This is a genomic window from Actinomyces sp. Marseille-P3109, assembly GCF_900323545.1.
Classification (GTDB): Bacteria; Actinomycetota; Actinomycetes; order Actinomycetales; family Actinomycetaceae; genus Actinomyces.
The window spans coordinates 2,547,823-2,569,011 of record NZ_OOHN01000008.1 but is presented as its reverse complement, the minus strand read 5'-3'; the positions used below and the strand labels follow the sequence as shown (position 1 = coordinate 2,569,011).

General features: G+C 69.3%; 19 protein-coding genes. 10 read left to right on the top strand and 9 right to left on the bottom strand.

Annotation, left to right across the window (positions count from 1 at the left end; all coding sequences use genetic code 11):
- Positions 1 to 136: 136 nt before the first annotated feature.
- The 5 genes from BQ8008_RS11140 to rplI all read left to right on the top strand — a co-directional run bounded on the left by BQ8008_RS11140 (position 137) and on the right by rplI (position 4,641).
- Complete coding sequence (locus BQ8008_RS11140) at positions 137 to 2,671, top strand: transglycosylase domain-containing protein (RefSeq protein WP_199907984.1); 2,535 nt, start codon at positions 137 to 139, stop codon at positions 2,669 to 2,671.
- Positions 2,672 to 2,935: 264 nt separating this feature from the next.
- Positions 2,936 to 3,223 (top strand): 30S ribosomal protein S6, encoded by a 288-nt coding sequence (gene rpsF, locus BQ8008_RS11135; protein ID WP_003788455.1) that lies wholly within the window; start codon positions 2,936 to 2,938, stop codon positions 3,221 to 3,223.
- Between the two features lie 27 nt (positions 3,224 to 3,250).
- On the top strand, positions 3,251 to 3,847 hold the full coding sequence (locus tag BQ8008_RS11130) for a single-stranded DNA-binding protein (protein WP_108834046.1): 597 nt from the start codon (positions 3,251 to 3,253) through the stop codon (positions 3,845 to 3,847).
- An 86-nt stretch (positions 3,848 to 3,933) separates the two neighbouring features.
- Entirely contained in the window at positions 3,934 to 4,170 is a 237-nt protein-coding gene (gene rpsR / locus BQ8008_RS11125; protein WP_003783656.1) for a 30S ribosomal protein S18, read from the top strand.
- Positions 4,171 to 4,185: 15 nt separating this feature from the next.
- Positions 4,186 to 4,641 (top strand): 50S ribosomal protein L9, encoded by a 456-nt coding sequence (gene rplI, locus BQ8008_RS11120; protein WP_009402575.1) that lies wholly within the window; start codon positions 4,186 to 4,188, stop codon positions 4,639 to 4,641.
- A gap of 160 nt (positions 4,642 to 4,801) precedes the next feature.
- Here rplI and BQ8008_RS11115 read toward each other — a convergent pair whose 3' ends face one another.
- The gene (locus BQ8008_RS11115; protein WP_108834045.1) at positions 4,802 to 6,247 is read right to left on the bottom strand and encodes an MATE family efflux transporter; all 1,446 of its coding nucleotides are present in this window, start codon (positions 6,245 to 6,247) and stop codon (positions 4,802 to 4,804) included.
- A gap of 810 nt (positions 6,248 to 7,057) precedes the next feature.
- Here BQ8008_RS11115 and dnaB point away from each other — a divergent pair.
- Positions 7,058 to 8,482, top strand: a complete 1,425-nt coding sequence (gene dnaB, locus BQ8008_RS11110) for a replicative DNA helicase (protein ID WP_108834044.1) — start codon at positions 7,058 to 7,060, stop codon at positions 8,480 to 8,482.
- Here the strand turns inward: dnaB and BQ8008_RS11105 are convergent.
- From BQ8008_RS11105 to BQ8008_RS11085, 5 genes are all read right to left on the bottom strand, one after another.
- Positions 8,473 to 9,267, bottom strand: a complete 795-nt coding sequence (locus tag BQ8008_RS11105) for an ABC transporter permease (protein WP_108834043.1) — start codon at positions 9,265 to 9,267, stop codon at positions 8,473 to 8,475. The two genes, dnaB and BQ8008_RS11105, sit on opposite strands and share 10 nt — an antisense overlap.
- Positions 9,264 to 10,307 (bottom strand): ATP-binding cassette domain-containing protein, encoded by a 1,044-nt coding sequence (locus BQ8008_RS11100; RefSeq protein ID WP_108834042.1) that lies wholly within the window; start codon positions 10,305 to 10,307, stop codon positions 9,264 to 9,266. Before BQ8008_RS11100 ends, BQ8008_RS11105 begins: the two co-directional genes overlap by 4 nt.
- Positions 10,304 to 10,654 carry a PadR family transcriptional regulator gene (locus tag BQ8008_RS11095; protein ID WP_108834041.1) on the bottom strand — a complete coding sequence of 117 codons (351 nt, stop codon included), beginning with the start codon at positions 10,652 to 10,654 and terminating at the stop codon, positions 10,304 to 10,306. The genes BQ8008_RS11100 and BQ8008_RS11095 overlap by 4 nt, the downstream gene beginning before the upstream one ends.
- Before the next feature lie 64 nt (positions 10,655 to 10,718).
- The gene (locus BQ8008_RS11090; protein ID WP_108834040.1) at positions 10,719 to 11,525 is read right to left on the bottom strand and encodes a hydroxymethylpyrimidine/phosphomethylpyrimidine kinase; all 807 of its coding nucleotides are present in this window, start codon (positions 11,523 to 11,525) and stop codon (positions 10,719 to 10,721) included.
- Positions 11,526 to 11,621: 96 nt separating this feature from the next.
- The gene (locus BQ8008_RS11085; RefSeq protein WP_108834039.1) at positions 11,622 to 12,233 is read right to left on the bottom strand and encodes an NAD(P)-dependent oxidoreductase; all 612 of its coding nucleotides are present in this window, start codon (positions 12,231 to 12,233) and stop codon (positions 11,622 to 11,624) included.
- Between the two features lie 123 nt (positions 12,234 to 12,356).
- Between BQ8008_RS11085 and BQ8008_RS11080 the strand changes: the two genes are divergently transcribed.
- The 3 genes from BQ8008_RS11080 to BQ8008_RS11070 all read left to right on the top strand — a co-directional run bounded on the left by BQ8008_RS11080 (position 12,357) and on the right by BQ8008_RS11070 (position 16,971).
- Complete coding sequence (locus BQ8008_RS11080) at positions 12,357 to 12,800, top strand: winged helix-turn-helix transcriptional regulator (RefSeq protein ID WP_234415372.1); 444 nt, start codon at positions 12,357 to 12,359, stop codon at positions 12,798 to 12,800.
- A gap of 171 nt (positions 12,801 to 12,971) precedes the next feature.
- Positions 12,972 to 14,975 (top strand): alpha-amylase family protein, encoded by a 2,004-nt coding sequence (locus tag BQ8008_RS11075; RefSeq protein WP_108834038.1) that lies wholly within the window; start codon positions 12,972 to 12,974, stop codon positions 14,973 to 14,975.
- A gap of 310 nt (positions 14,976 to 15,285) precedes the next feature.
- Complete coding sequence (locus BQ8008_RS11070; RefSeq protein ID WP_108834037.1) at positions 15,286 to 16,971, top strand: L-serine ammonia-lyase; 1,686 nt, start codon at positions 15,286 to 15,288, stop codon at positions 16,969 to 16,971.
- A 69-nt stretch (positions 16,972 to 17,040) separates the two neighbouring features.
- Here the strand turns inward: BQ8008_RS11070 and BQ8008_RS11065 are convergent, their stop codons facing one another.
- The gene (locus tag BQ8008_RS11065; protein ID WP_159086797.1) at positions 17,041 to 17,433 is read right to left on the bottom strand and encodes a MerR family transcriptional regulator; all 393 of its coding nucleotides are present in this window, start codon (positions 17,431 to 17,433) and stop codon (positions 17,041 to 17,043) included.
- On the opposite strand from BQ8008_RS11065, the gene BQ8008_RS11060 reads away from it, so the two are divergent.
- Positions 17,422 to 18,222, top strand: a complete 801-nt coding sequence (locus BQ8008_RS11060) for an MBL fold metallo-hydrolase (RefSeq protein WP_108834035.1) — start codon at positions 17,422 to 17,424, stop codon at positions 18,220 to 18,222. The genes BQ8008_RS11065 and BQ8008_RS11060 overlap by 12 nt on opposite strands.
- 110 nt (positions 18,223 to 18,332) lie before the next feature.
- Here BQ8008_RS11060 and BQ8008_RS11055 read toward each other — a convergent pair whose 3' ends face one another.
- A complete protein-coding gene (locus BQ8008_RS11055) occupies positions 18,333 to 20,138 on the bottom strand; it encodes a carbohydrate-binding domain-containing protein (RefSeq protein WP_108834034.1) in 1,806 nt (601 codons plus the stop codon).
- A gap of 62 nt (positions 20,139 to 20,200) precedes the next feature.
- Positions 20,201 to 21,178 carry a polyphosphate polymerase domain-containing protein gene (locus tag BQ8008_RS11050; RefSeq protein WP_108834033.1) on the bottom strand — a complete coding sequence of 326 codons (978 nt, stop codon included), beginning with the start codon at positions 21,176 to 21,178 and terminating at the stop codon, positions 20,201 to 20,203.
- Positions 21,179 to 21,189 lie beyond the last annotated feature (11 nt).

Genomic DNA, 21,189 nt, shown 5'->3' with positions numbered 1-21,189 from the left:
AGCGATCGCCGTCGGCAAGCAGCAGGATGTCGGCCCTCGTCCGAGTCGGCGTCCTCGACCAATATCGGTCATGATAGGACCGAAGACCGCAACCGGAGCGTTATCCCCCGCGCCGTCGCGGTACCCAGTCACCTCCATGACAGTCAACCGAAACGAGGAGCGCGTGGCAGAAGGCACGAACGGGGGCGGACCCAGCCGCCCCGTCGGCAAGAAGCTGACCCAGGTGGCCAGTGCCGGTCGACAGGTTCTGGGCAAGACCGCGGGGCCGGCCAGGAAACCCGGAAAGGGTCGCAGGCCCTCGGCCGAGCGGTCCAAGGGCGTCTCCTCGGGGCGCAAGCGCCGTTTCTTCAACTACCCTCGCGCAGGCAAGGGCAAGATTCATCGCTGGATCCCCAGCTGGCGATTCGTCCTGGGCTCCTTCCTGCTGGTCACGCTGGCCCTCATCGGCGCCTTCATGTGGGCCTACAACACCATCAAGGTCCCCAGCCCCAGCGAGTTCGCCCTGGCGCAGACCACCACGGTGTACTACGCCGACGGCTCGACGGAGATGGGTAAGTTCGCCGAGATCAATCGTGAGTCCGTGGACGACTCCACCCTGCCGGAGTACGTGGGCAACTCGGTCGTGGCCTCGGAGGACCGCTCCTTCTACTCCAACAACGGCGTCGACCCCAAGGGCATCGCCCGCGCCCTGGTGAACAACCTGCGCGGAGGTGACACCCAGGGTGCCTCGACCCTGACGCAGCAGTACGTGAAGAACTACTACGTCGATACCACGAGCTCTTACAGCGGCAAGTTCCGCCAGGCCATCATGGCCATCAAGATCGACCGGGAGAAGTCCAAGAAGGACATCCTGGGCGACTACCTCAACACGGTCTACTTCGGTCGGGGTGCCTACGGCATCGAGGCCGCCTCCAAGGCGTTCTTCAACAAGCCCGCCAAGGACCTCTCCCCGTCGGAGGCGGCCCTCCTGGCGGGAATCCTGCCGTCCCCCAGTGCCTGGGACCCGGCCGAGAACCCGGAGAAGGCCCAGGAGCGCTGGGCTCGAGTCCTGCAGTTCATGGCCGACGACGGCTACATCACCCAGGAGCAGTACAACGAGGCCAAGCAGGCGGGTATGCCGGCCACGGAGGCGCCCAAGACCGATCAGCTCTACGCCGGGAGCAAGGGCTACCTGCTCCAGATGGTGCGCACCGAGCTCCAGAGCAAGGCCGGACTCTCGCCGGAGCAGATCGACACCGGCGGCTTCAAGATCGTCACCACCGTCAGCCAGAAGAACCAGGATGCCGCCGTCAACGCGGTGAACTCCCTGCCCGAGGGCGCCTCGCCGAACCTGCGCAGGGCGCTGGTGTCCATCGACCCCAAGACGGGGGGCATCCTCGCGCTCTACGGGGGTGAGGACTACCTGACCAGCCAGGTCAATACCTCGACCGACGCCATCGCCCAGGCAGGCTCCACCTTCAAGCCCTTCGCGCTGGTGGCCGCGTTGGAGAACGGGTGGTCCCTGGGCAGCAGCTATTCGGCCGCCTCGCCGATGACCATCGAGGGGCACGAGTTCCAGAACTTCAAGAACGTCTCCTTGAAGTCGGCGGACCTGGCCGAGGCCACGGAGCGCTCGCTCAACACGCCCTACCTCCAGCTCAACCGGGACCTGTCCAACCAGGTCGACTCGCAGGCGACGGCCGAAGTGGCCAACCGTGCCGGCTACCCCAAGAACACCGCCGGGCTGGAGTCCGATGTGGAGCGGGAGCTCATACAGAACGTCCTGGGATCGGCCTCGCCGCACACGATCGACATCGCCTCGGCCTACTCGACCTTCGCCGCGCAGGGTGTCAAGCGCGATCCCCATATGGTGGCCAGCGTGAAGAACCCCGACGGCTCGGACCACTACACGGCGCCGACCGCCGGCAAGCGGGAGTTCGAGGAGGACGTCATGGCGGACACGACCTACGCCCTCCAGCAGGTCGTCTCCGGTGCGAACGGCAGCGCGGACAAGGTGGCCGCCCAGATGGACCGTCCGGTCGCCGCGAAGACCGGATCGTCGTCGGACAACAAGTCCGCCCAGTTCGTGGGCTTCACCCCCCAGGTGGTGACCGCCGTGACCCTCTACCAGACCGGTGACGACGGCTCGGAGGAGTCGATCACGCCCTGGGGCGAGTACGAGGAGATCACCGGCTCGACCTACCCGGCGGACATTTTCATCGACTACATGAAGGTCGCCCACGAGGGGCTCAAGGTCGAGGAGTTCCCGGAGCCGGCGGACATCCCCGCCACGCGCGGCGGCAACACCGCGAAGCCCACCGCCGAGCCGGAGGACGAGTCCACCGCGACCCCCACCAGCCAGCCCGAGGAGACTCAGACCCCCACCGCCGAGCCCACACCCGAGGCGACGCAGCCCGAAAGCACGCCGTCGCCCGGCGGTGAGCCGACGGCGGAGCCGTCGAACGGAGGCAATATCGGCGGCGGTGAAGGCGGCTCAACCGGAGGACCTGGTGGTGGCCCAGGCGGCGGTGAAGGCGGCGGGGACCGAGGTAATGATCCTGGTCGCCCAGGCGGTCAGGGCGGTCAGGGCGGCCAAGGTGGCCAAGGCGGTCAGGGCGGCCAGGGCGGCCAGGGACAAGGCGGTGGCGCGCAGCAACCGGGTGCGGTCAAGCCCCAGGGCGGTGTCGGCTAAGCCAGGATCCGGTACAGCCGACGCCCGCCTCCCGGCGCGAACGCGAACCTGACGGTGGGCCGGCGACGTGTTGCATGGCACGTCGTCGGCCCACCGTCTCGACTTCCAGGGCCGACGGGTTGTCCGGTAATGTGGCGATCTGGCTGCGTCGTCGGGCGGAAGGCGGAGTGAAGCCTGTTTCCGCCGGATGGTGCGCCGCACGCATCACCCTCCTGTCACGGAAGGACCGTGACCGCCACAGACCAGAGGAGGTGGGTACCAAGCATGCGTCACTACGAGATCATGATCATCCTCGACCCCGAGACGGACGAGCGCACCGCCAACGCGACGCTCGAGAAGCTGCTGCAGGTCGTCCCCAGCAACGGGGGCACCGTGGACAAGGTCGACATCTGGGGCAAGCGCCGGCTGGCCTACGACATCAAGAAGAAGTCCGAGGGCTTCTACGCCGTCGTGGACATGACCACCACGCCCGAGATCGCCCAGGAGCTCGACCGCCAGCTCGGCCTCAACGAGACCGTTCTGCGCACCAAGCTGCTGCGTCCCGAGGCCTGAGCCTCTACCGGGAACGGAGACAACGCCATGGCCGGAGACACCATCATCACCATCGTCGGGAACCTCACCGCGGACCCCGAGATGCGCTTCACGCCCTCCGGGGCAGCGGTGGCCTCCTTCACCGTCGCCTCCACGCCGCGAACCTTCGACCGCCAGGCCGGCGAGTGGAAGGACGGGGAGACCCTGTTCATGCGCTGCTCGATCTGGCGCGACGCCGCGGAGAACGTGGCCGAGTCGCTGACCAAGGGCACGCGCGTCATCGTCCAGGGCCGCCTGGTCCAGCGCTCCTTCACCACCCGTGAGGGTGAGAACCGCACGGTGGTGGAGATGCAGGTCGATGAGATCGGCCCCTCCCTGCGCTACGCCAAGGCCCAGGTCACCCGCCAGCCGCGAGGCGGCGGCCAGGGCGGCTTCGGGGGCGGCCAGGCCGGCCCCCAGGGCGGAGGCTTCGGCGGTCAGGGTCAGGGCGGATACAACCAGGGCGGCCCCCAGCAGGGCGGCTACAACGGCGGTGGCGGCATCGGCCAGGGCCAGTCCGGGTACAACGCCCCCGCCGGCGGCGCCGCGGACGACCCGTGGGCCACGGGCGGCTCCACCTCCTTCGGTGACGAGCCCCCGTTCTAAAGGTCGCCACGACGTCGACCCGTTCCCTTCACCACACACTTTTCATCTCGTAGAGCGCCCAGGCGCTCAGACCAAGGAGTACCACCATGGCGAAGCCCCAACTTCGCAAGCCGAAGAAGAAGGTCAGCCCCGTCAAGGCCATCAAGGTCGGCACCATCGACTACAAGGACACCGCCACGCTGCGGAAGTTCATCTCCGACCGCGGCAAGATCCGCGCCCGTCGCGTCACCGGCGTCTCCGTCCAGGAGCAGCGCAAGATCGCCAAGGCCGTGAAGAACGCCCGCGAGATGGCTCTGCTGCCCTACTCGAGCTCGGCTCGCTGATCGGAGGCACGCGCAATGACCACCAAGCTCATCCTCACGCACGACGTCTCCCACCTCGGCTCCGCCGGCGAGGTCGTGGAGGTCAAGGACGGCTACGCCCGTAACTACCTCCTGCCCCGCAAGCTCGCCACCCCGTGGACCAAGGGCGCCCAGCGCCAGATCGACCAGATGACCGAGGCGCGCCGCAAGCGCTCCATCGAGTCCCTCGAGCACGCCCAGACCGCGCGGGCCTGGCTGCAGGAGAACGTCGTCACCGTCTCCGCCACCGCCGGTGACAACGGCCGCCTCTTCGGCGCCGTGACCACCGCGACCCTGGCCGACGCCGTCAAGGCCGCCGGCGGCCCCGCCGTCGACCGCCGCAAGATCCAGGTCGTGCCGCCGATCAAGTCGACCGGCCGCCACAGCGCCTCCGTGCGCCTGCACGCCGACGTCGTGGCCCCTCTCGAGGTCAACGTCGTCCCCGCTCGCTGAGCGCCGGGCATCCTGCCGTCGTCGGGCCGGGCCTCCTTTCGGGAGGTACCCGGCCCGACGACGTCGTGTTCGTAGCCGCTCCCGTCGAGCCGGGCATTTCTCGCGTACCCCTACAGAAAAACCGTAGGGGTACGCGAAATCTGTCGGTCTCGGTGGAACATCAGTGGCGCCAGGCGGTACCGCGGGCGCGCAGGTAGGTGGTGGCGCCGCGGGCGGCCATGAAGACCCACGCGAAGGCGATCCACAGCTGGACGAGCCCCGACGTCGAGCCTGAACTCGCCGGAAGCGCGTCGCTGCCGACCAGGAGCGCCAGGGGGACATAGGGCACCAGTGTCATCAGACCCGCCCACGCCAGGTATCGGCCGTCGCCGGCACCCATGAGAACGCCGTCGAGCAGGTAGACGACCCCGGCCAGCGGCAGTGCGCTCGCCGCCACCAGGAGGGTGGGCGTTGCGGCCGCGATGACGCCCGCGTCCGAGGTGAAGGCGCGCGGCAGCCAGGCAGCGCCCGCTGCCATGAGCATCCCGATGAGCACGCCGGTTCCGGCGCCCCAGACCAGCATCCGCCGCAGGAGCTCCTCAATGGACCAGCCCGCCGTGGCTGAGGCGGTCCGAGTATCAGTGTCGCTGTCGGCCGCAGTGTCGGCCGTGAGGCCGGCCTCAGCGTTGGTGGCAGCGGCACCGGCTCTCTGCGCCTGCCCCAGGGCGGTGCCGATGAGCGCCTGCGCCGCCACGGCCAGCGCGTCCAGGGCGAAGGCCGCAAAGGTCCACAGGGCGTTGACCACCTGGTGGGCGGCCAGGGGTACCTCTCCGAGCGCCGTCGCCGCCCACACGGTCGCCAGGATCGCCACGCGCAGACTCAGTGAGCGGATGAGCAGCGGCGTGCCACTGCCCAGGGACGCTCGCAGGCCCGCGCGGTGGGGGAGCAGGCTCACGCCGGCAGCCCGGGCCTCCCGGATGATCGGGAGGGCCAGCGCCAGCGCCATGGCCGTCTGCGCGATCGCGGTGCCGGTGCCGGAGCCCGCAATCCCCATCCCGACCCCGTACAGCAGGATCGCGTTGACGACGACGTTGAGGACCGCCCCGGCGGTGGCCACGACGAAGGGCGTGCGCGTGTCCAGAAGGCCACGCAGCACGCCGGTGGCAGCCAGGACCACGAACATGCCCGGCAGCCCCGGGCATGAGGCGCGCAGGTAGGCGACAGCGGCCTGCGCCACGGGGCCGTGGGCGCCCATCGCCTCAGTCAGCCAGGGGGCGGTCAGCCCCAGGAGGGCCCCCGCCCCCAGACCCAGCAGGAGCGCCAGCCATATCCCGTCGACGCCGGCGCACAGCCCCTCCCCGCGCCGTCCCGCCCCGAACAGACGCGCCGTCGTGGCCGTGGTGGCGTAGGCCAGGAAGACGAACAGGCCCACCGTCGTCGTCAGGATCGTCGAGGCCAGGGACAGACCGGCCAGGCTCACCGCACCGAGGTGGCCAACCATCGACGAGTCCGCCAGCACGAAGAGCGGTTCGGCGATCAGCGCCCCCAGGGCGGGCAGGGCCAGGGACAGGACCTGGCGGTTGAGACCGGGGGAGGCGGGGCTGCTGGCTTCGGGCACGGCCTCCATTGTGGACCAGGGCGGGCCGCATAAGAGCATCGGCAGGGCTCCGGCGCAGCTCGAGCACGTGGGGGTGGAGGCCGCACGGGGCCTGCTCGGTGGCGCCTGCCGCCGTCACGCGTCGGTGCACGTGACAGCCGGGATCGAGCACCGAATACGCCTGTGCTGAGGCCGTCCTCACGGCCAGGTTGAGGATCAGGTTGAGGATGAGGATGAGGACAAAGGGACGGGTCGTGGACGCGACCGAACCGACTGAGCCCCCTGATTGTCCTGGAGGATCGCACAACTATTCCTCCTCAAGGAAAGTACTGGAAGGCTGAATAGTTGCTGAAGATATGCCTGATGGGGCCGGTGTCTGACTGAGATGACGGGGTCTGGGGATAACTGGCGCGGACCACCCTGTAGGAGAACCACAAACGGCGTGGACCTCAAGTCGAACGTGACGTTTGTCCACAGGTTTACCCACTTGTCCACAGATCACATTGTGATGTCGTGGGAAGTACCTATAGGAAGTCTGAACTCGTGAATCGCTGTTATATCAACGAAAAGTTGTCTACCGTTGGAACGGTCGCACCACATGCACACACCTGTGTCCACAGCGTATCCACCTCTGTCCCCAGGCTTCGGGGGTCTTCCCACAGGAGGGGTGCGGATATCCCCAGCATCGGCGAACTTGAGAGTTTGCGAGGCCTCCCCGATGGCGTTATGGTCACGCGCGCGCTTCATGCGGGCGAGCGTCTTCCTGGCGGGGGACGACGTCGTCGGGAGCGGTAGGACGGGCCGGTGCCAACCGGCGTGACAGTGCGGAAGGTGGCCGGGATGGACAACGGCATGGGCGGACAGGCCGGCTCAGACGGCGCCGGCGGCGGAAGCGTCCGCACCGACAGCTCCGCCTTCGACCGCCTCCCGCCCCAGGACCTCGAGGCCGAGATGGCCACGCTGGGCGGCATGCTGCTGAGCAAGGAGGCCATCACCGACGTCATCGACGTCCTGCGCGGCCCGGAGTTCTACCGCTCGGCCCACGAGTCGATCTTCGACGCCATCGTCGAGGTCTACAACCGCTCCGAGCCCGCCGACCCGCTCATCGTGGCCGACGAGCTCTCCCGGCGCGGCGAGCTCGAGCGCATCGGCGGCGCCCCCTACCTGGCCTCCCTCATGGCCACCGTCCCCACCGCAGCCAACGCCGGCTACTACGCACGCATCGTCAAGGACAAGGCGCTCATGCGCGGCCTGGTCCAGGCCGGCACCCGCATCACCCAGCTCGGGTACTCCACCGACGCCGGGGACATCGCCGAGCTCGTCACCCTGGCCGAGGCCGAGGTCTACTCGGTGGCCCACCACGACGGCGAGAAGGAGGACTACGTCGCCGTCTCCGAGCTCCTGGGTGAAGCCAACCTTGAGATTGAGGCCGCCCAGAACCGCGACAACGGGGCGCTGACCGGTGTGCCCACCGACTTCATCGAGCTCGACGAGCTCACCGGCGGGCTCCACCCCGGCCAGATGATCATCGTGGCCGCGCGCCCCGCCATGGGTAAGTCCACGCTCGCCGTCGACTTCTGCCGCTCGGCCTCCATCCACCACGGCATCACCAGCTGCTACTTCTCCCTGGAGATGGGGCGCATGGAGCTCATGATGCGCATCCTGGCCGCCGAGTCCAGCGTGGACATGAACAAGCTGCGCGGCTCGCGCCAGATGGAGGACCGGGACTGGACCGACGTCGCCGTGGCCTACAACCCCGTCTCCAACGCGCCCCTGTTCATCGACGACTCGCCCAACCTCACGATGCCGGAGATCCGCTCCAAGGCGCTGCGCATGAAGCAGCAGCACAACCTGGGGCTCATGGTCATCGACTACCTCCAGCTCATGAGCTCGGGAAAGCGGGTCGAGTCGCGCCAGCAGGAGGTCTCCGAGTTCTCCCGGTCCCTCAAGCTGCTGGCCAAGGAGCTGGAGATCCCGGTCATCGCCGTCGCCCAGCTCAACCGCGGTCCCGAGCAGCGCACCGGCAACAAGCCCCAGATGAGCGACCTGCGCGAGTCCGGCTCCCTGGAGCAGGATGCCGACATCATCATCCTGCTGCACCGCCCGGAGTACTACAACAACGAGGAGCGCCCCGGCGAGGCCGACATCATCGTGGCCAAGCACCGCAACGGGCAGACCCGCACCATCCCGGTGGCCTTCCAAGGGCATGTGTCGCGCTTCGCCAACATGGCGCGCGACGTCACCCCCGAGCCCGCCTACGAGTAGGCCGGTCGGGCGCCGTCGGGAGCCGGGAGGCTGACCGTGCGCAGGCGCAGCGCGCCCACGGCCCAGCTCGCCGCCGTCAGCAGGAGGGCCGTTCCTGCCCCGTGAGCCAGCCCCCGGTGCAGATAGGCGCCGGCGTCCGGCCCCAGGCTCTCCACGACGACGCTGGCGAGCTCCCGGGTCGACCACAGCGGCAGGACGCGGGTCCAGCCCTCAGAGGGGTCGACGAGGACCTGGACCGCCATGACCGACAGCAGCAGGAGCGCACCCTCCAGGTCCCGTGGAACCAGGGCGGCCGCCAGCGAGCCCAGGGGAGTGGCGACGGTGGCCGTCAGCAGCAGCATGACCGGCACCGCGCCCGGGCGGGTCAGCTCGTCGCCGATCGTGGCCAGCACGAGCCCGGTGTAGAGCAGCCCGATGGTCCACCCCAGGCCAAGAACGGCGAGGTATCTGCCCAGGAGCAGCGCAGCGGGCGGCGCCCCGCTCACGGTCAGACGGCGGTCCACCGACCGGGACGAGACCTGCGTGAACAGTGCCAGCGTCGCCGTCGCCCACCCCAGGCCGATCGACAGGAGCCGGATGGCGGTCCAGTGCACCTCCAGGCGGACCAGGTAGAAGGTCAGCGGCAGGAGGGTCGCCAGCGCGAGGGCACCGCGCCGTCGGGCGAGCTCGCGCAGGGTGATGAGGGCGACGAGGGCCGTGGTCGCCGCCGTCGGCCCAAGTCTGGTGCCCTCGTCGTGGGACGGCGTGGCCAGTGAAGCGGGTGGGTGAGGAGGTGGGGTGCTCATGCGGGCTCCTTCCGCTGAGGCAGGTGTGGTGTCCATGGGGGCGTCCGGCGGGCGCTGTCCCGAGGGGCCGGCAGCTCGACGACGCGGTCGACGAGGTCGACGTCGCGCAGCAGGTGGGTGACGAGCAGGACGCCCGCGCCTGAGGCGCGCCACGAGGAGATGAGGGCCCACAGGTCCTCGTAGGCCAGGGTGTCCAAGCCCTGGTAGGGCTCGTCCAGCAGGAGCAGATCGGGCGCGTCGAGCTGGGCGAGGGCGACGTTGAGCTTCTGCTGGGTTCCTCCGGAGAGCGTTCCGGCGGTCTGGTCCCCGCGGGCGGTCCAGCCCAGGCGGGTCAGGAGCCGGTGACCCGTTGAGATGGAGCGGCCCCGCCGCATGCCGCGCGCCGCCCCGAAGAGTCGAAGGTGCTCATCGACCGTCAGCAGCGGTGCCAGGGAGTCGAGCTGGGGCGCGTAGCCGAAGTGCGGCGTCCTCTCGATGCTCCCGCCGCTCGCGCACAGCAGGCCCGCGCAGACCTGAAGCAGGGTCGACTTGCCGGCGCCGTTGGCTCCGACGACGGCGACGACCTCGCCCCGGTGGACGGTGAGGTTGATGCCCGACAGAACCGTGCGGCGACCGAGACGCGCGGATATGTTCGTCAGGTGCAGCACGACGGGCCCCTTGGACTGAGCTGTGCTGATCGGGGTGGCGGCTGAGGCTGGTTCCCGCCTGACGGTATCGACTGGGTCGTCCCGATCGACGACGTCGGTGAGGCCGGCCGCACCGACGTCGTCGATGTTGCCGGTAGCGAGCCCGGCCGGGACGGACGCCGTTGCCTGATAGTCCCGTAGGGCGGAGGCGACTTCCCGGGCGTAGAGGACCGCCGGGCCGTACAGATCTCCGGGTGGTAGGCCGGCCGCCTCCGCCTCGGCGCGGGTCGAGGCGACGGTGCGCACGACCTCGGAGGCCGGCAGGCCGCGAGTGGCGAGCTCCGCCTGGAAGCCTCGGTACCAGTCGGCTGTCGCGTTCGGCGTCGGGCCGCCGGCTTCCTCGGATCGGCTCACGAGGGGGCCTCCGCCTGGGCGATCCGACCCTCGATGAGACCGCCGACCGCCGTGGAGAAGGTTCGCCACTCAGCCTGGCGTGCGGCGAGCTCGGTGCGTCCGGCGTCGGTCAGCTCGTAGTACTTGCGGGCGGGGCCGGAGGTGGAGGGGCGCCAGGAGACGGCGACGAGGCCGCGCTTCTCCAGTCGCATGAGGGCTGGGTAGAGCGTGCCGCCGGGAACCTCGTCCAGGCCGGCGGTGGCGAGCCGCTGAGCCAGGGACAGGCCGTAGTCGGCCTGCTCGGCCAGCAGCGAGAGCAGGCAGGGTTCCAGGAATCCGCGCAGGAGGCGGGCTGTCGAGGCGTTCACAGTTCATAGACTACCTAGTTACTAGATGATCTATCTACTGGAACGTGTGTGCGCCCCGGTTCGCTCAGGCCGGCTGATACTCGCCCTGGTAGACGTAGAGGAAGGGCATGTTGCCGCGCAGCCCGTGCCTGATGGATGAGGAGACGACCTCCTTGGCGGTGACGGCGGCCTCAAGCGGGCCGGCGCCCTTGGCGAGCTCCGCGGTGACCGCGGCCGCCAGGGTGCAGCCGGCGCCGTGGACGCGCTCGGTGCCCACGGCCTCGACCTCGAGGACCTCCAAGGTGGTGCCGTCGTAGAAGACGTCCAGCGCGGTGCCGGTGCCCAGCGACGGGCCGGCCTTGGCCAGGACGTTGGGGACGCCCTGGTCGTGGATGCGCTTGGCGGCGTCCTTGAGCTGCTCGACCGTCGTGATCTCCTCCATGCCCGCCAGGGTGGCCGCCTCGAAGAGGTTCGGGGTGGTCATCGTGGCGCGCGGCAGGATCTTGGAGCGCAGGGCGTTGTCCACCTCGAGGGCGCCTTCGAACTCCTGGCCCTTGCAGATGAGGACCGGGTCGAGCACCACGGTGGGGAAGCTGTAGCTCTCCAGCGCCTGCTCCACGACGTCGATGGTGGGGGCCGTGCCCAGCATGCCGATCTTGACGGCATCGACGCGGGAGTGGACGGCGGCGCAGGTCTCGATCTGGTCGGCGATGACGGCCGGGTCGACCGGGACGAAGCGGTGGTTCCAGCCGTCCTTGGGGTCCATGGACACGATGCAGGTCAGGGCCGTGCAGCCGTAGACGCCGAGGGTGTGGAAGGTCTTGAGGTCGGTCTGGGCGCCGGCGCCGCCCGAGGCCTCGGAGCCGGCGATGGTCAGGGCGATGGCAGTCATGGGTCAAGCCTGCAACGACCGGGGCGCACGAGCCAAGCCGGGCCGGCTGCATGGAACCGGCCCGGCTTGGTGGGGGTGCTGTGGGTGACCGCGGGCTCAGGCGTTGGCGATAGTCCAGCGCCGGCCTCGGTGGCCGTCCTTCTCGGCCTCGTCCACCAGGGCGACGGCGAAGTTGGCCACGGAGATCTCGCTGCCCACGGGCTGGTCAGTGCCCTCGACGTAGCTGCCGGTGCGCGGCTTGTCGGTGAATGCGGGCGCGGGGGAGAGCAGGGTCCAGGTCAGAGCGCTGCCGGCCTCGCGGTAGAGGTCAAGGATCTCGGCGAAGGCCTGGGCCTCGGCCTTGTACTCCTCAGGGAAGCCGGGGGTGTCCACCAGGCGGGTACCGTCGGGGGTGAGCAGGGAGCCAGCGCCGCCGACGACGATGAGCCGGCCGGTGGGGGTGGCCGCGATGAGGGCGCGGTGGGCGTCGATGACGGGCTGGGCGGGCTCTCCGCAGCCTGCGGAGACGGCGATGACGGTGGCGTCGGAGCTGTTGACGAGGTCGACGACGGCCTGCGTGTCGGTCAGGGTGAGGCTGACGTCCTGCACGGCGCCCTCGGCGTGACGGCCCGAACGGGAGGCGGAGACGACCTCGTGCCCACGACCGGCGGCCTCGGTGACGGTGGCCGAGCCGACCATGCCGGTTCCTCCGATGATGGTGATCTTCATGGCTTCCTCCTGGTAGGTGGGGTGTTGTCCGAGGCGAGTGCGTCGGGGGTGCCGGCGCTTTCGCGATGACTTGACGGTATGATATGGATACTGAGTACCTCAAAGTAACCAAAGGAGTGCGTTGTGTCACGGGATGAGGGACTACTTGCTGAGCGGCGGGAGACAGCTCGAGGTGGCGCCGCCGACAGCAATGTCGAGACGGCGGTCTTCGACTTCGACATCCTCTCGCCCGCCTGCCCGTCGCGTACGGTGCTGCGCCACGTCGTCGACCGTTGGACCCCGCTGGTGGTGACGGTCCTGGCCGACGGGCCGAGCCGTTTCGGAGAGCTGCGCTCGCGGGTCGGCGGGGTGACGCCCAAGGTCCTCACCCAGACGCTGCGATCCATGGAGCGCGATGGCCTGGTGACGCGCACCCAGCTGCCGGGCGTGCCGCCGCGCGTCGACTACGAGCTGACCGACCTGGGCCGCAGCCTCCAGGGGCCCATTGGCGCACTGCGCACCTGGATCCACGACAATTCCGCCCAGATCCTGGCCCATCGCGAGTCTTACGACGCCGTCGGATCCTGATGCCCGGGCGCTCGCGGGACCCAGTCGGTGGCCGGCTCCCCGTCGGTGGTCGGGTCCTGTCAGTAGTCGGCTGCCCTGCCAGCAGCGGGCTGCGCCGGCTGCCCGCCCCCAGCCGTCGCGAGGGTGAGGAAATCAGTACCGCGACGGCGTCGAATCGGGGACCATGGTTCCATGAGCGCCATTACGCCCCTCCCGCCGTCACTCGACGACATCGTCTTCCACGTCCTGGACCCGCTTGAGGCCGCCGAACGCGACGTCTTCCTCACGCGCGTGGAGACCTGGTACCCCGACCTCCTCGACGGGCTGACCACCCTCTACGGCGAGGCCGCCGAGGAGGAGGCCCTCAACCTGCTGGCCCTGGCCGCCCGGGCCTACACGGAGCGGGAGCACGAGCTGCGCCGCCTGGACCTGACCCGCACCCTCGACCCCGCCTGGGCCCAGCACCCCGGCCGCGTCGGGTATGCCGCCTACACCGAGCGCTTCGCCGGCACCCTGCGCGGTGTGGAGGACCGCATCGACTACCTGCGCGAGCTGGGCGTCACCTACCTCCACCTCATGCCGCTGCTCACTCCGCGCCCCGGCGACTCCGACGGCGGCTACGCGGTGGCCGACTACCGCACCGTGCGCCCGGATCTGGGCACCATGGACGACCTCGAGCACCTGGCCGGTGAGCTGCGCGCCGAGGGCATCTCCCTGGTGATGGACCTCGTCCTCAACCACGTGGCCGCCGAGCACGAGTGGGCGGTGCGGGCGCGCGCCGGCGAGCAACGCTACCGCGACTACTTCCTCATCTTCCCCGACCGCACCGAGCCCGACGCCTACGAGCGCACCCTGCCGGAGATCTTCCCCGACTTCGCCCCCGGCAACTTCACCTGGGATGACGACGTCAGCGGCTGGGTGTGGACCACCTTCAACTCCTTCCAGTGGGATCTCAACTGGCGCAACCCCCGCGTCATGGCCGAGTTCGCGAGCATCGTCCTGGACCTGGCCAACCGCGGCGTCGAGGTGCTGCGCCTGGACGCCATAGCCTTCACCATCAAGCGCCTGGGCACCGACTGCCAGGGCCAGCCCGAGGTCCACGCCATCGCCGAGGTCCTGCGCGCCCTGACCCGCATCGCCTGCCCGGCCGTCGACCTCAAGGCCGAGGCGATCGTCGCGCCCACCGAGCTCCTCCAGTACCTCGGCCAGGGCAAGTACACCGGCAAGGTCTCCGATCTGGCGTACCACAACTCCCTCATGGTCCAGGTCTGGTCCATGCTTGCCGCGCGCGACACGACGCTGGCCGTCGAGGCGCTCCAGAACCTGCCGGTCGAGCCGTCCACCGCCACCTGGATCACCTACCTGCGCTGCCACGACGACATCGGCTGGGCCATCGACGACGCCGACGCGGCCGCCGTGGGCCTCAGCGGCTACGACCACCGGGCCTTCCTCGCCGACTGGTACAGCGGCGAGTACCCCACCTCCGATGCCAGAGGCCTCGTCTTCCAGTACAACCCGGCCACCGGGGACCGGCGTATCGCCGGGACCGCGGCCTCGCTCATCGGGATCGAGGCCGCCGCCGAGGCCTGGGAGGGCGTTAATGACGCCACCCCCGAGCACCAGGTCGAGTCGTTGTGGACCTGGCGCGAGGAGCGGATCCACGCCCTGCGCATGGCCCACGCCATCCTCTACGGGTGGGGCGGCATCCCCGTCCTGTGGAGCGGGGATGAGCTCGCCCAGTCCAACGACCCTAACTGGGACACCGAGCCTGGCCACGAGGCCGACTCGCGCTGGGCCGGGCGGCCCCGACTCGATGAGGCCCGGATGGCCAACCGGCACGACCGTTCCACCGTGGAGGGGCGCGTCTTCACCGACCTGGCGCGGATGGCGCGGGTGCGCGCCGATTTGCCCCAGCTCGACGCCGCCGTGCGCACCCAGGTGCAGGACGTCGACGATCCCGGGGTGCTGGTGACCTACCGGGACCACCCGCGCGGCAGCTTCGTGGGCGTGTACAACGTGACGCCGCAGTGGCGTTCGGTCGCCGCCGACCAGCTCGCCCGGCTCGGCGTCATGGGGGCCACCGACGTTCTGACCGACACGATCCCCTTCGGCTCCACCTCGCTGGAAGGCGCCGGGGACGGCCGCGTGCCGGTGCCGCCCTATGCCGCCTGGTGGCTGGTGCGCCCGACGGACTGACGTCCGGAGCTCTTGTGCGAGAACGTGCGCGGGGTGCTGAGCGGGCTGTTGTGTCACACATGGAGACTTTTAGGTCGGCGTTCACGTCCTCAAAGACGGCGTTTTGGGCGTTTTCGCAGGTCAGCGGGTTGCCGATGTCGCCTCGGTGGCCAACCCTGGCTTGAAAAGTCTCCAATCGTGACACCGAAGGGCTGCTCGGGGTGGCCTGAGTGCTCCTGAGCCGGCCGCTACGGCTTTGTGATGCGGCAGTAGCCGGTCAGGTCGGGTTCGCAGACTTGGGTCCTCGGCACCGGGCGTGCATCATGGGGACGTGACCCGCCACAGCCTCTCTGCCTCGACAAACGCCCCTGATTTCGCAGCCGGTTCTACGACCACGTCGGCCACGAGGGAGACCGGTGTCGAGACCACCATGCTGTCCGCCGTTGCCCCCGACACCGCCCTCGTTTCCAAGGCGCTGGACTCGGCCACGCCCGCGGCCCTCCTCGCTGGTGCGATCGATGCCGAGCGGGCGCCCCGCCCGCTGAGCGTCTTCGACCTCATGCGTATCGGCATCGGGCCCTCCTCCTCCCACACCGTGGGCCCCATGCGGGCCGGCCGCGCCTTCAGCCGGGCGCTGGCCGAGGCGGTCCGCCCAGGCGGCGCGGGGGCATCCGACGGGGAGTGCGCCTCACAGGTCCCTGGCGCCGGCCTGCCGCAGCCCACCCGCGTCACCGTCGAGCTCTACGGCTCGCTCGGTGCCACTGGCCGCGGGCACGCCACCGACCGCGCCGCCGTCATGGGAATGGCCGGCTATGAGCCCGAGACCGTCCCCGCCGTCGTGTGCGAGTCCCTCATGGAGGAGGTCGAGGCCGCCGGGGAGCTGGTGGTCGACGGCGTCGGCCCCGTCCCGTTCAGTCCGGGTGCTGACATCCACTTCCTGCCCGGCCGCGTTCTGCCCTACCACGTCAACGGCATGACCCTGACCGCCTACTGCGCCAGCGGCGCCGAGATCCTGCGCCGCACCTACTACTCCGTGGGCGGCGGCTTCGTCATGGAGGACGTCGGCGTCCCCGGATCGCCGTCGATCCAGGCCCTGGCGACCGCATCCACCACCGAGGCTCACGCCACCCCCGCGCCCTTCCCCTTCACCACGTCGGCCGCGATGCTGGCGATCTGCGAGCGTGAGGGGCTGAGCGTGTCCGAGATCGTCCTGGCCAACGAGCTCTCCGCCCGCAGCCGGGAGGAGGTCACGGGCTACCTGGACCGCCTGCGCGCCACGATGCGGGCCTGCATCGAGGCCGGTATGAACGCCGAGGGCATCCTGCCCGGCGGGCTCGGGGTGCGCCGCCGCTCCAAGGCCCTCCACGAGCGGCTGCTCGCCCAGTCGACCGGCCCGGCCGCCGCCTTCACCATGGCCGACCCACTGCGCGGCATGGACTGGGTGGACCTGTTCGCGCTCGCGGTCAACGAGGAGAACGCCGCCGGGCGCCGCGTCGTCACCGCCCCCACCAACGGCGCGGCCGGCATCGTCCCGGCGGTCCTGGCCTACTACGAGCGTTTCATCCCCGGGGCCGACGACGACGGCGCCCGCCGCTTCCTGCTGGCCGCCACCGCCGTGGGCGGGCTCATCAAGACCAACGCCTCGATCGCCGGGGCCGAGGTGGGCTGCCAGGGCGAGGTCGGATCGGCCTCCTCGATGGCGGCCGCCGGCCTGGCCGAGGCCCTGGGCGGGACGCCCGCCCAGGTGGAGAACGCCGCCGAGATCGCCATGGAGCACAACCTGGGGCTCACCTGCGACCCCGTGGGCGGACTCGTCCAGATCCCCTGCATCGAGCGCAACGCGGTGGCCGCGGTCAAGGCCATCAACGCCGCCCGCATGGCCCTGTGGGGCGAGGGCCGGCACGCCGTCAGCCTCGACACCGTCATCGAGACGATGCGCCAGACCGGCGAGGACATGCTCGCCAAGTACAAGGAGACCTCCCGCGGCGGCCTGGCCGTCAATGTTGTGGAGTGCTGAGGCGGCCTTCGGTCCGGGCAGTGACGGGGATGAACCCGGGCGGGGCCTAGTCCTTGACTGATTTTCCCTTCACAGGCTGTATGGGCAGGAGGAGTTGGAAGATGTGCGCGTGGCGCGATCGACGAGGCCGATGGCACGAGTCAGCCGATCGCGCTGCTCAGAAAGTGCCGACCTGTGATCGTTCAGCAGGGCCTTGCGCTCCTGCGCGGTCGCTCGGATGAAGCGCCTGATTTGTTCCAGGGTGAACCCCGCCTCCTGCGCGCGTCTCACCGCCGCGGCGCGACTGAGGTCCTTGAGGCGATACCGACGGTGCCCGAGGGAGTCTCTGACAGGCTTCAGAATCCCCTCATCCTCCCAGTGCCGTAGAACGTGTGCTGCGATCCCGGTCTCGCGGGCCACGTCGCCGATCCGCTTGCCTTGAGGTCGACCTGAAGGGGGAGTCTGGCTGTCATGACGATTCATCATCTCAACTGTGGCACACTCCACCCGCCGAGCCAACTTCTTGTGAACGGTCGAGGAGGTCTGACCGCTCCGGCCACGCTGGTGTGCCGCTGCCTGCTGGTGCCAGCAGGGAAATATTGGGCTCTTATCGATGCGGGGCTGGGGATGTCAGATCTGCGTGACCCTCGAGGTCGTTTAGGAGATACTTTTCTGCGCAGGGTTCGCCCCGCACTCGATCCAGAGGAAACAGCGATCAGACAGGTGCAGAAACTTGACATAGACCCACATGATGTGCGGAGCATCATCCTGACTCATCATGATCTTGATCATGTGGGTGGTATCTCGGATTTTCCGTGGGCAGACGTCTATGTGTCGCGCAAGCAAGTTGATCTCATCATTCCGGTGCTGCGCAGGGACATGGCGCGCAGACTTCACCCTGCTCAGTGGTCTCATACCCCTCAGTGGGCACCTGTCGATCTGCTGGAAACGTGGCGTTCACGACCTGCTCGACGAGTCAGTGACCAACTGAGACTGGTGGCGCTGGACGGACATATCGATGGGCATTGTGCCGTCGTCATCGATCGTGAGGGCCGTTCACCACTTATCCATGCCGGGGATGCGATCATGGATGCACGAACAGACTTATTCGGGGGAAGGGCACCTTTAGGACTGCTTGCCTTTCAGTACAAGACTCGGACTGACGCTCGTGCGTGGAAGGAATCTCGGGCGTGGCTCAAAGAATGTGTCGATGAAGGCATAGATGTCGTCTGCTCGCATGATCCGAATCCGCGTATCACTGGATCTCACTGACTTACCTGTCCCAGTATCTCCCGTCGGAACCAGGGTCCTCTTGTGTTGTAAAGCGGGTGGGGGGCCGCAGCGTTGTGCGCTGCGGCCCCCCACCCGGTTCTCGGCTCAGCTCAGCTGCTCTGGGCGGTGCCGGACTGGGTGCTCGACTGCTGGTTGCTCTGGTTGCCGGGCTGCTGGCCGTTGGACTGCTGACCTTGACCACCGTCGGGCTGCTGGCCCTGGCCTCCACCGGGCTGACCGCCCTGACCGCCGGGGCCTCCCTGACCACCGGCGCCACCACCCATGGGGCCTCCCGTCCCGGCCGACAGCGCCGAGGCCGTCCCCGTGGCCGAGCCGCCGGACGACGTCGCCACCGTGTACTGCTGGCCCTCGGTGAGCCCCAGCACCGTGATCGCCGCGGCCGTGAAGTCGACCTTGACGGAGGCCACCTGCGACCCGGAGGAGTCCGTGACGGTGAGCGTGTCTCCCGCGCTCACCGACGGCGACCCCGTCACCCCCACGAGCTGGGTCTCGCCGTTGGCGTCCACCGCCCCGTCCATCTCACCGGCCTGGCCCAAGACCACGACGATACCGCCCTTGACGTAGGCCGAGCCGTTGGAGTCAATGCCGTCGGAGGAGGCGTAGGAGACCTCGACCTCGCCGCCGCTGATCGTGAGCACCGAGCCGTCGTCGGACTCGGTGTCCGCGTTCTCGTGGCCCTCGATGACGTGGTCGCCGTTGGAGGCGTTGATGCCGTCGTCGCCCGCCGCGATGGACAGCTCGCCGCCGGCCACGTTGATGAACGGCGCCTGCAGCCCCTCGTCGGCCGCGTTGACGGTGACGCTCCCGGAGTCCTGCGTGTAGCTCACCCCGGCGTTGATGCCCTTGGGTGAGGGCGTCGTGGAGTCCGCCGTCGACTCCTGCCCGGGCGCAGCCTGCTCCTCAACGGTGGCGTTGGCCTGCCCTCCGCCGGCCGTGATCGTCAAGGTCGTGTCCTTGACGGTGACGTCCGTGGTCGCGGTGATCGCGTCGTCGGAGGAGGTCAGGGTGACGCTCGCCTTGCCCAGGGAGATGAAGCCCTTCGTCTCATCGTTGCCCTCACTGGACTTCAGGCCGTCACCTCCGGCCTCCACCGTCAGCGTCCCGGACTCCACCACCAGGTAGTCCTTGCCGCGCAGGCCATCGTCGGCGGCCTTGACCTTGATGGTGGTGCCGCCAGTGATGATGAGACCGTTCTTGGAGGAGATGCCGTCCTTGTAGGAACCGGTCACGTCCAGCGACCCGGTCCCGGTGACGGTGAGCGTGTCGGAGGAAAACAGGGCCGCGGTGGCCTCCTGCCCCGAGGCGTAGCTCTGGCCGTCAGTCAGCGTGTTCTTGGAGTCCTTGGCCAGGACCACGATCGCCTTGCCGGCGTCCTGGACGTCGATGGCCGGCCCGTCCGAGCTCGTGATGCTCGCGCCGCTGAGGACCAGGCGCACATCGGCCTTGGGGGCGTTGACGACGATCCGCCCGTCGGTGAGCTCGCCGCTGATGACGTAGGTGCCGCCGCTGTTGATGGTCACGGTCCCCCCGTCGACCTTCACGCTACTCGACGACGACCCGCTGGCCGAGGCCGAGGATCCCGACAGGGTGATCGTGGTGGCCGACGACGTGTCCGGGGTCCCGGCGTCGTCCTCGGAGCTGGAGGCGTCCTCCACGGAGGCGTTGGCACCCAGGATGTCTGAGACGCTCGCGCCGGTCGACGCCGTGGCGACCGATGAGGAGATCGTCGTCCACGTCGTCTCCGAGCCGCTTGAGCTGGAGGCGCTCGCCTTGCCGGAGGCCGAGGAGGTTGAGCAGCCGGCCGCCAGGGCGAGCGCGGCCAGGAGCGCGACGGCTCCGGTCGCACGACGGCGACGTCGGTTGAGGGGCTTGGTCGTCGTCTTGGTGGTTTTCATGGTTCCTGTTCTCTCTTCTTGTCGGTTCCGGTGCCGGTTCTGCGGTTGGTTTGAGGCGGCCCTCAGGCCGCACTGACGGCCGTGTTGGTCAGGGGGTGGCTGGAGGAATGACCCGTGCTGATGCTCTCCAGGCTGGAGCGGTCGGTGCCGAACAGGTCGGCGAGCTCGTGGGTCAGGGTCCGGTACCACTTGTTGGCGGGCAGCTCGGGGTGGAGCAGCGCCATCCCGGTGGCGTACTTCGAGATGCGGGTGGGCCGGTGGCCGGCGTCCCACAGGGCTCGGTCCGCAGGCGACGGCGTGGCCGGGTTCTTCGTCTCGACGACGGCGATATCCGCCACCGCCACCGGTTCGCCGTCATTGATCGCCTCGGCCAGGTGGGACGGGCGCAGGGCCTGCGGGCCCGTCGGCGTCCCCGGTGAGGTTGCTGCTGAGGCGCCTGTGAAGGGTGCCGGCCCCAGGCGCTGCCAGGTCAGGGCCGTGTCGATGGTGGCCCGGGCCTCGGCGCGCGGCAGGTGCAGGGTGGTGCGCTGGTAGGTGGTGGCCAGCACCGGCCGCAGTACGGCGGCGACCTGGTGGGCGGCGGCCGAGCCGGTGACTCCGGTGCTCGCCAGGCAGGCCGTCACGAAGGCGCGGCCGGGGCCGGTGAGGCGGGAGGCGTCGTCGGCGTGGTAGCCCATGCGTCGCTTGACGGTGGTGCCGCGTGCCCCGCAGGTCTTGACCTCCAGGAAGCACAGGCCGGAGTCCAGGTAGGTGCGGGTGCGGACCTTGAAGCGCCGGCGCCGTTTGCGGGCCGTGAGCATGAAGGCGTCCAGCTCCGGGGTGTCGAAGTAGGTCGACGCGTAGGAGAAGCGGCGCCGCTCATCGATGGCCAGGACCTGGGCGTGAGGCGCGAGCCGGTCGACGAGGTCCTGCGCGCTCTTCAGGGGTACAAGGTACTTGCGGTCCACGCGGGTGAGCAGGCCGGCGGCGCTGTTGAGCTCGGCGAGGGTGGTCGTGGTCAGGTGCTTCGTGCTCACAGACCCGGCGGTCGTTCGTGTCATCGTCGTTCTCT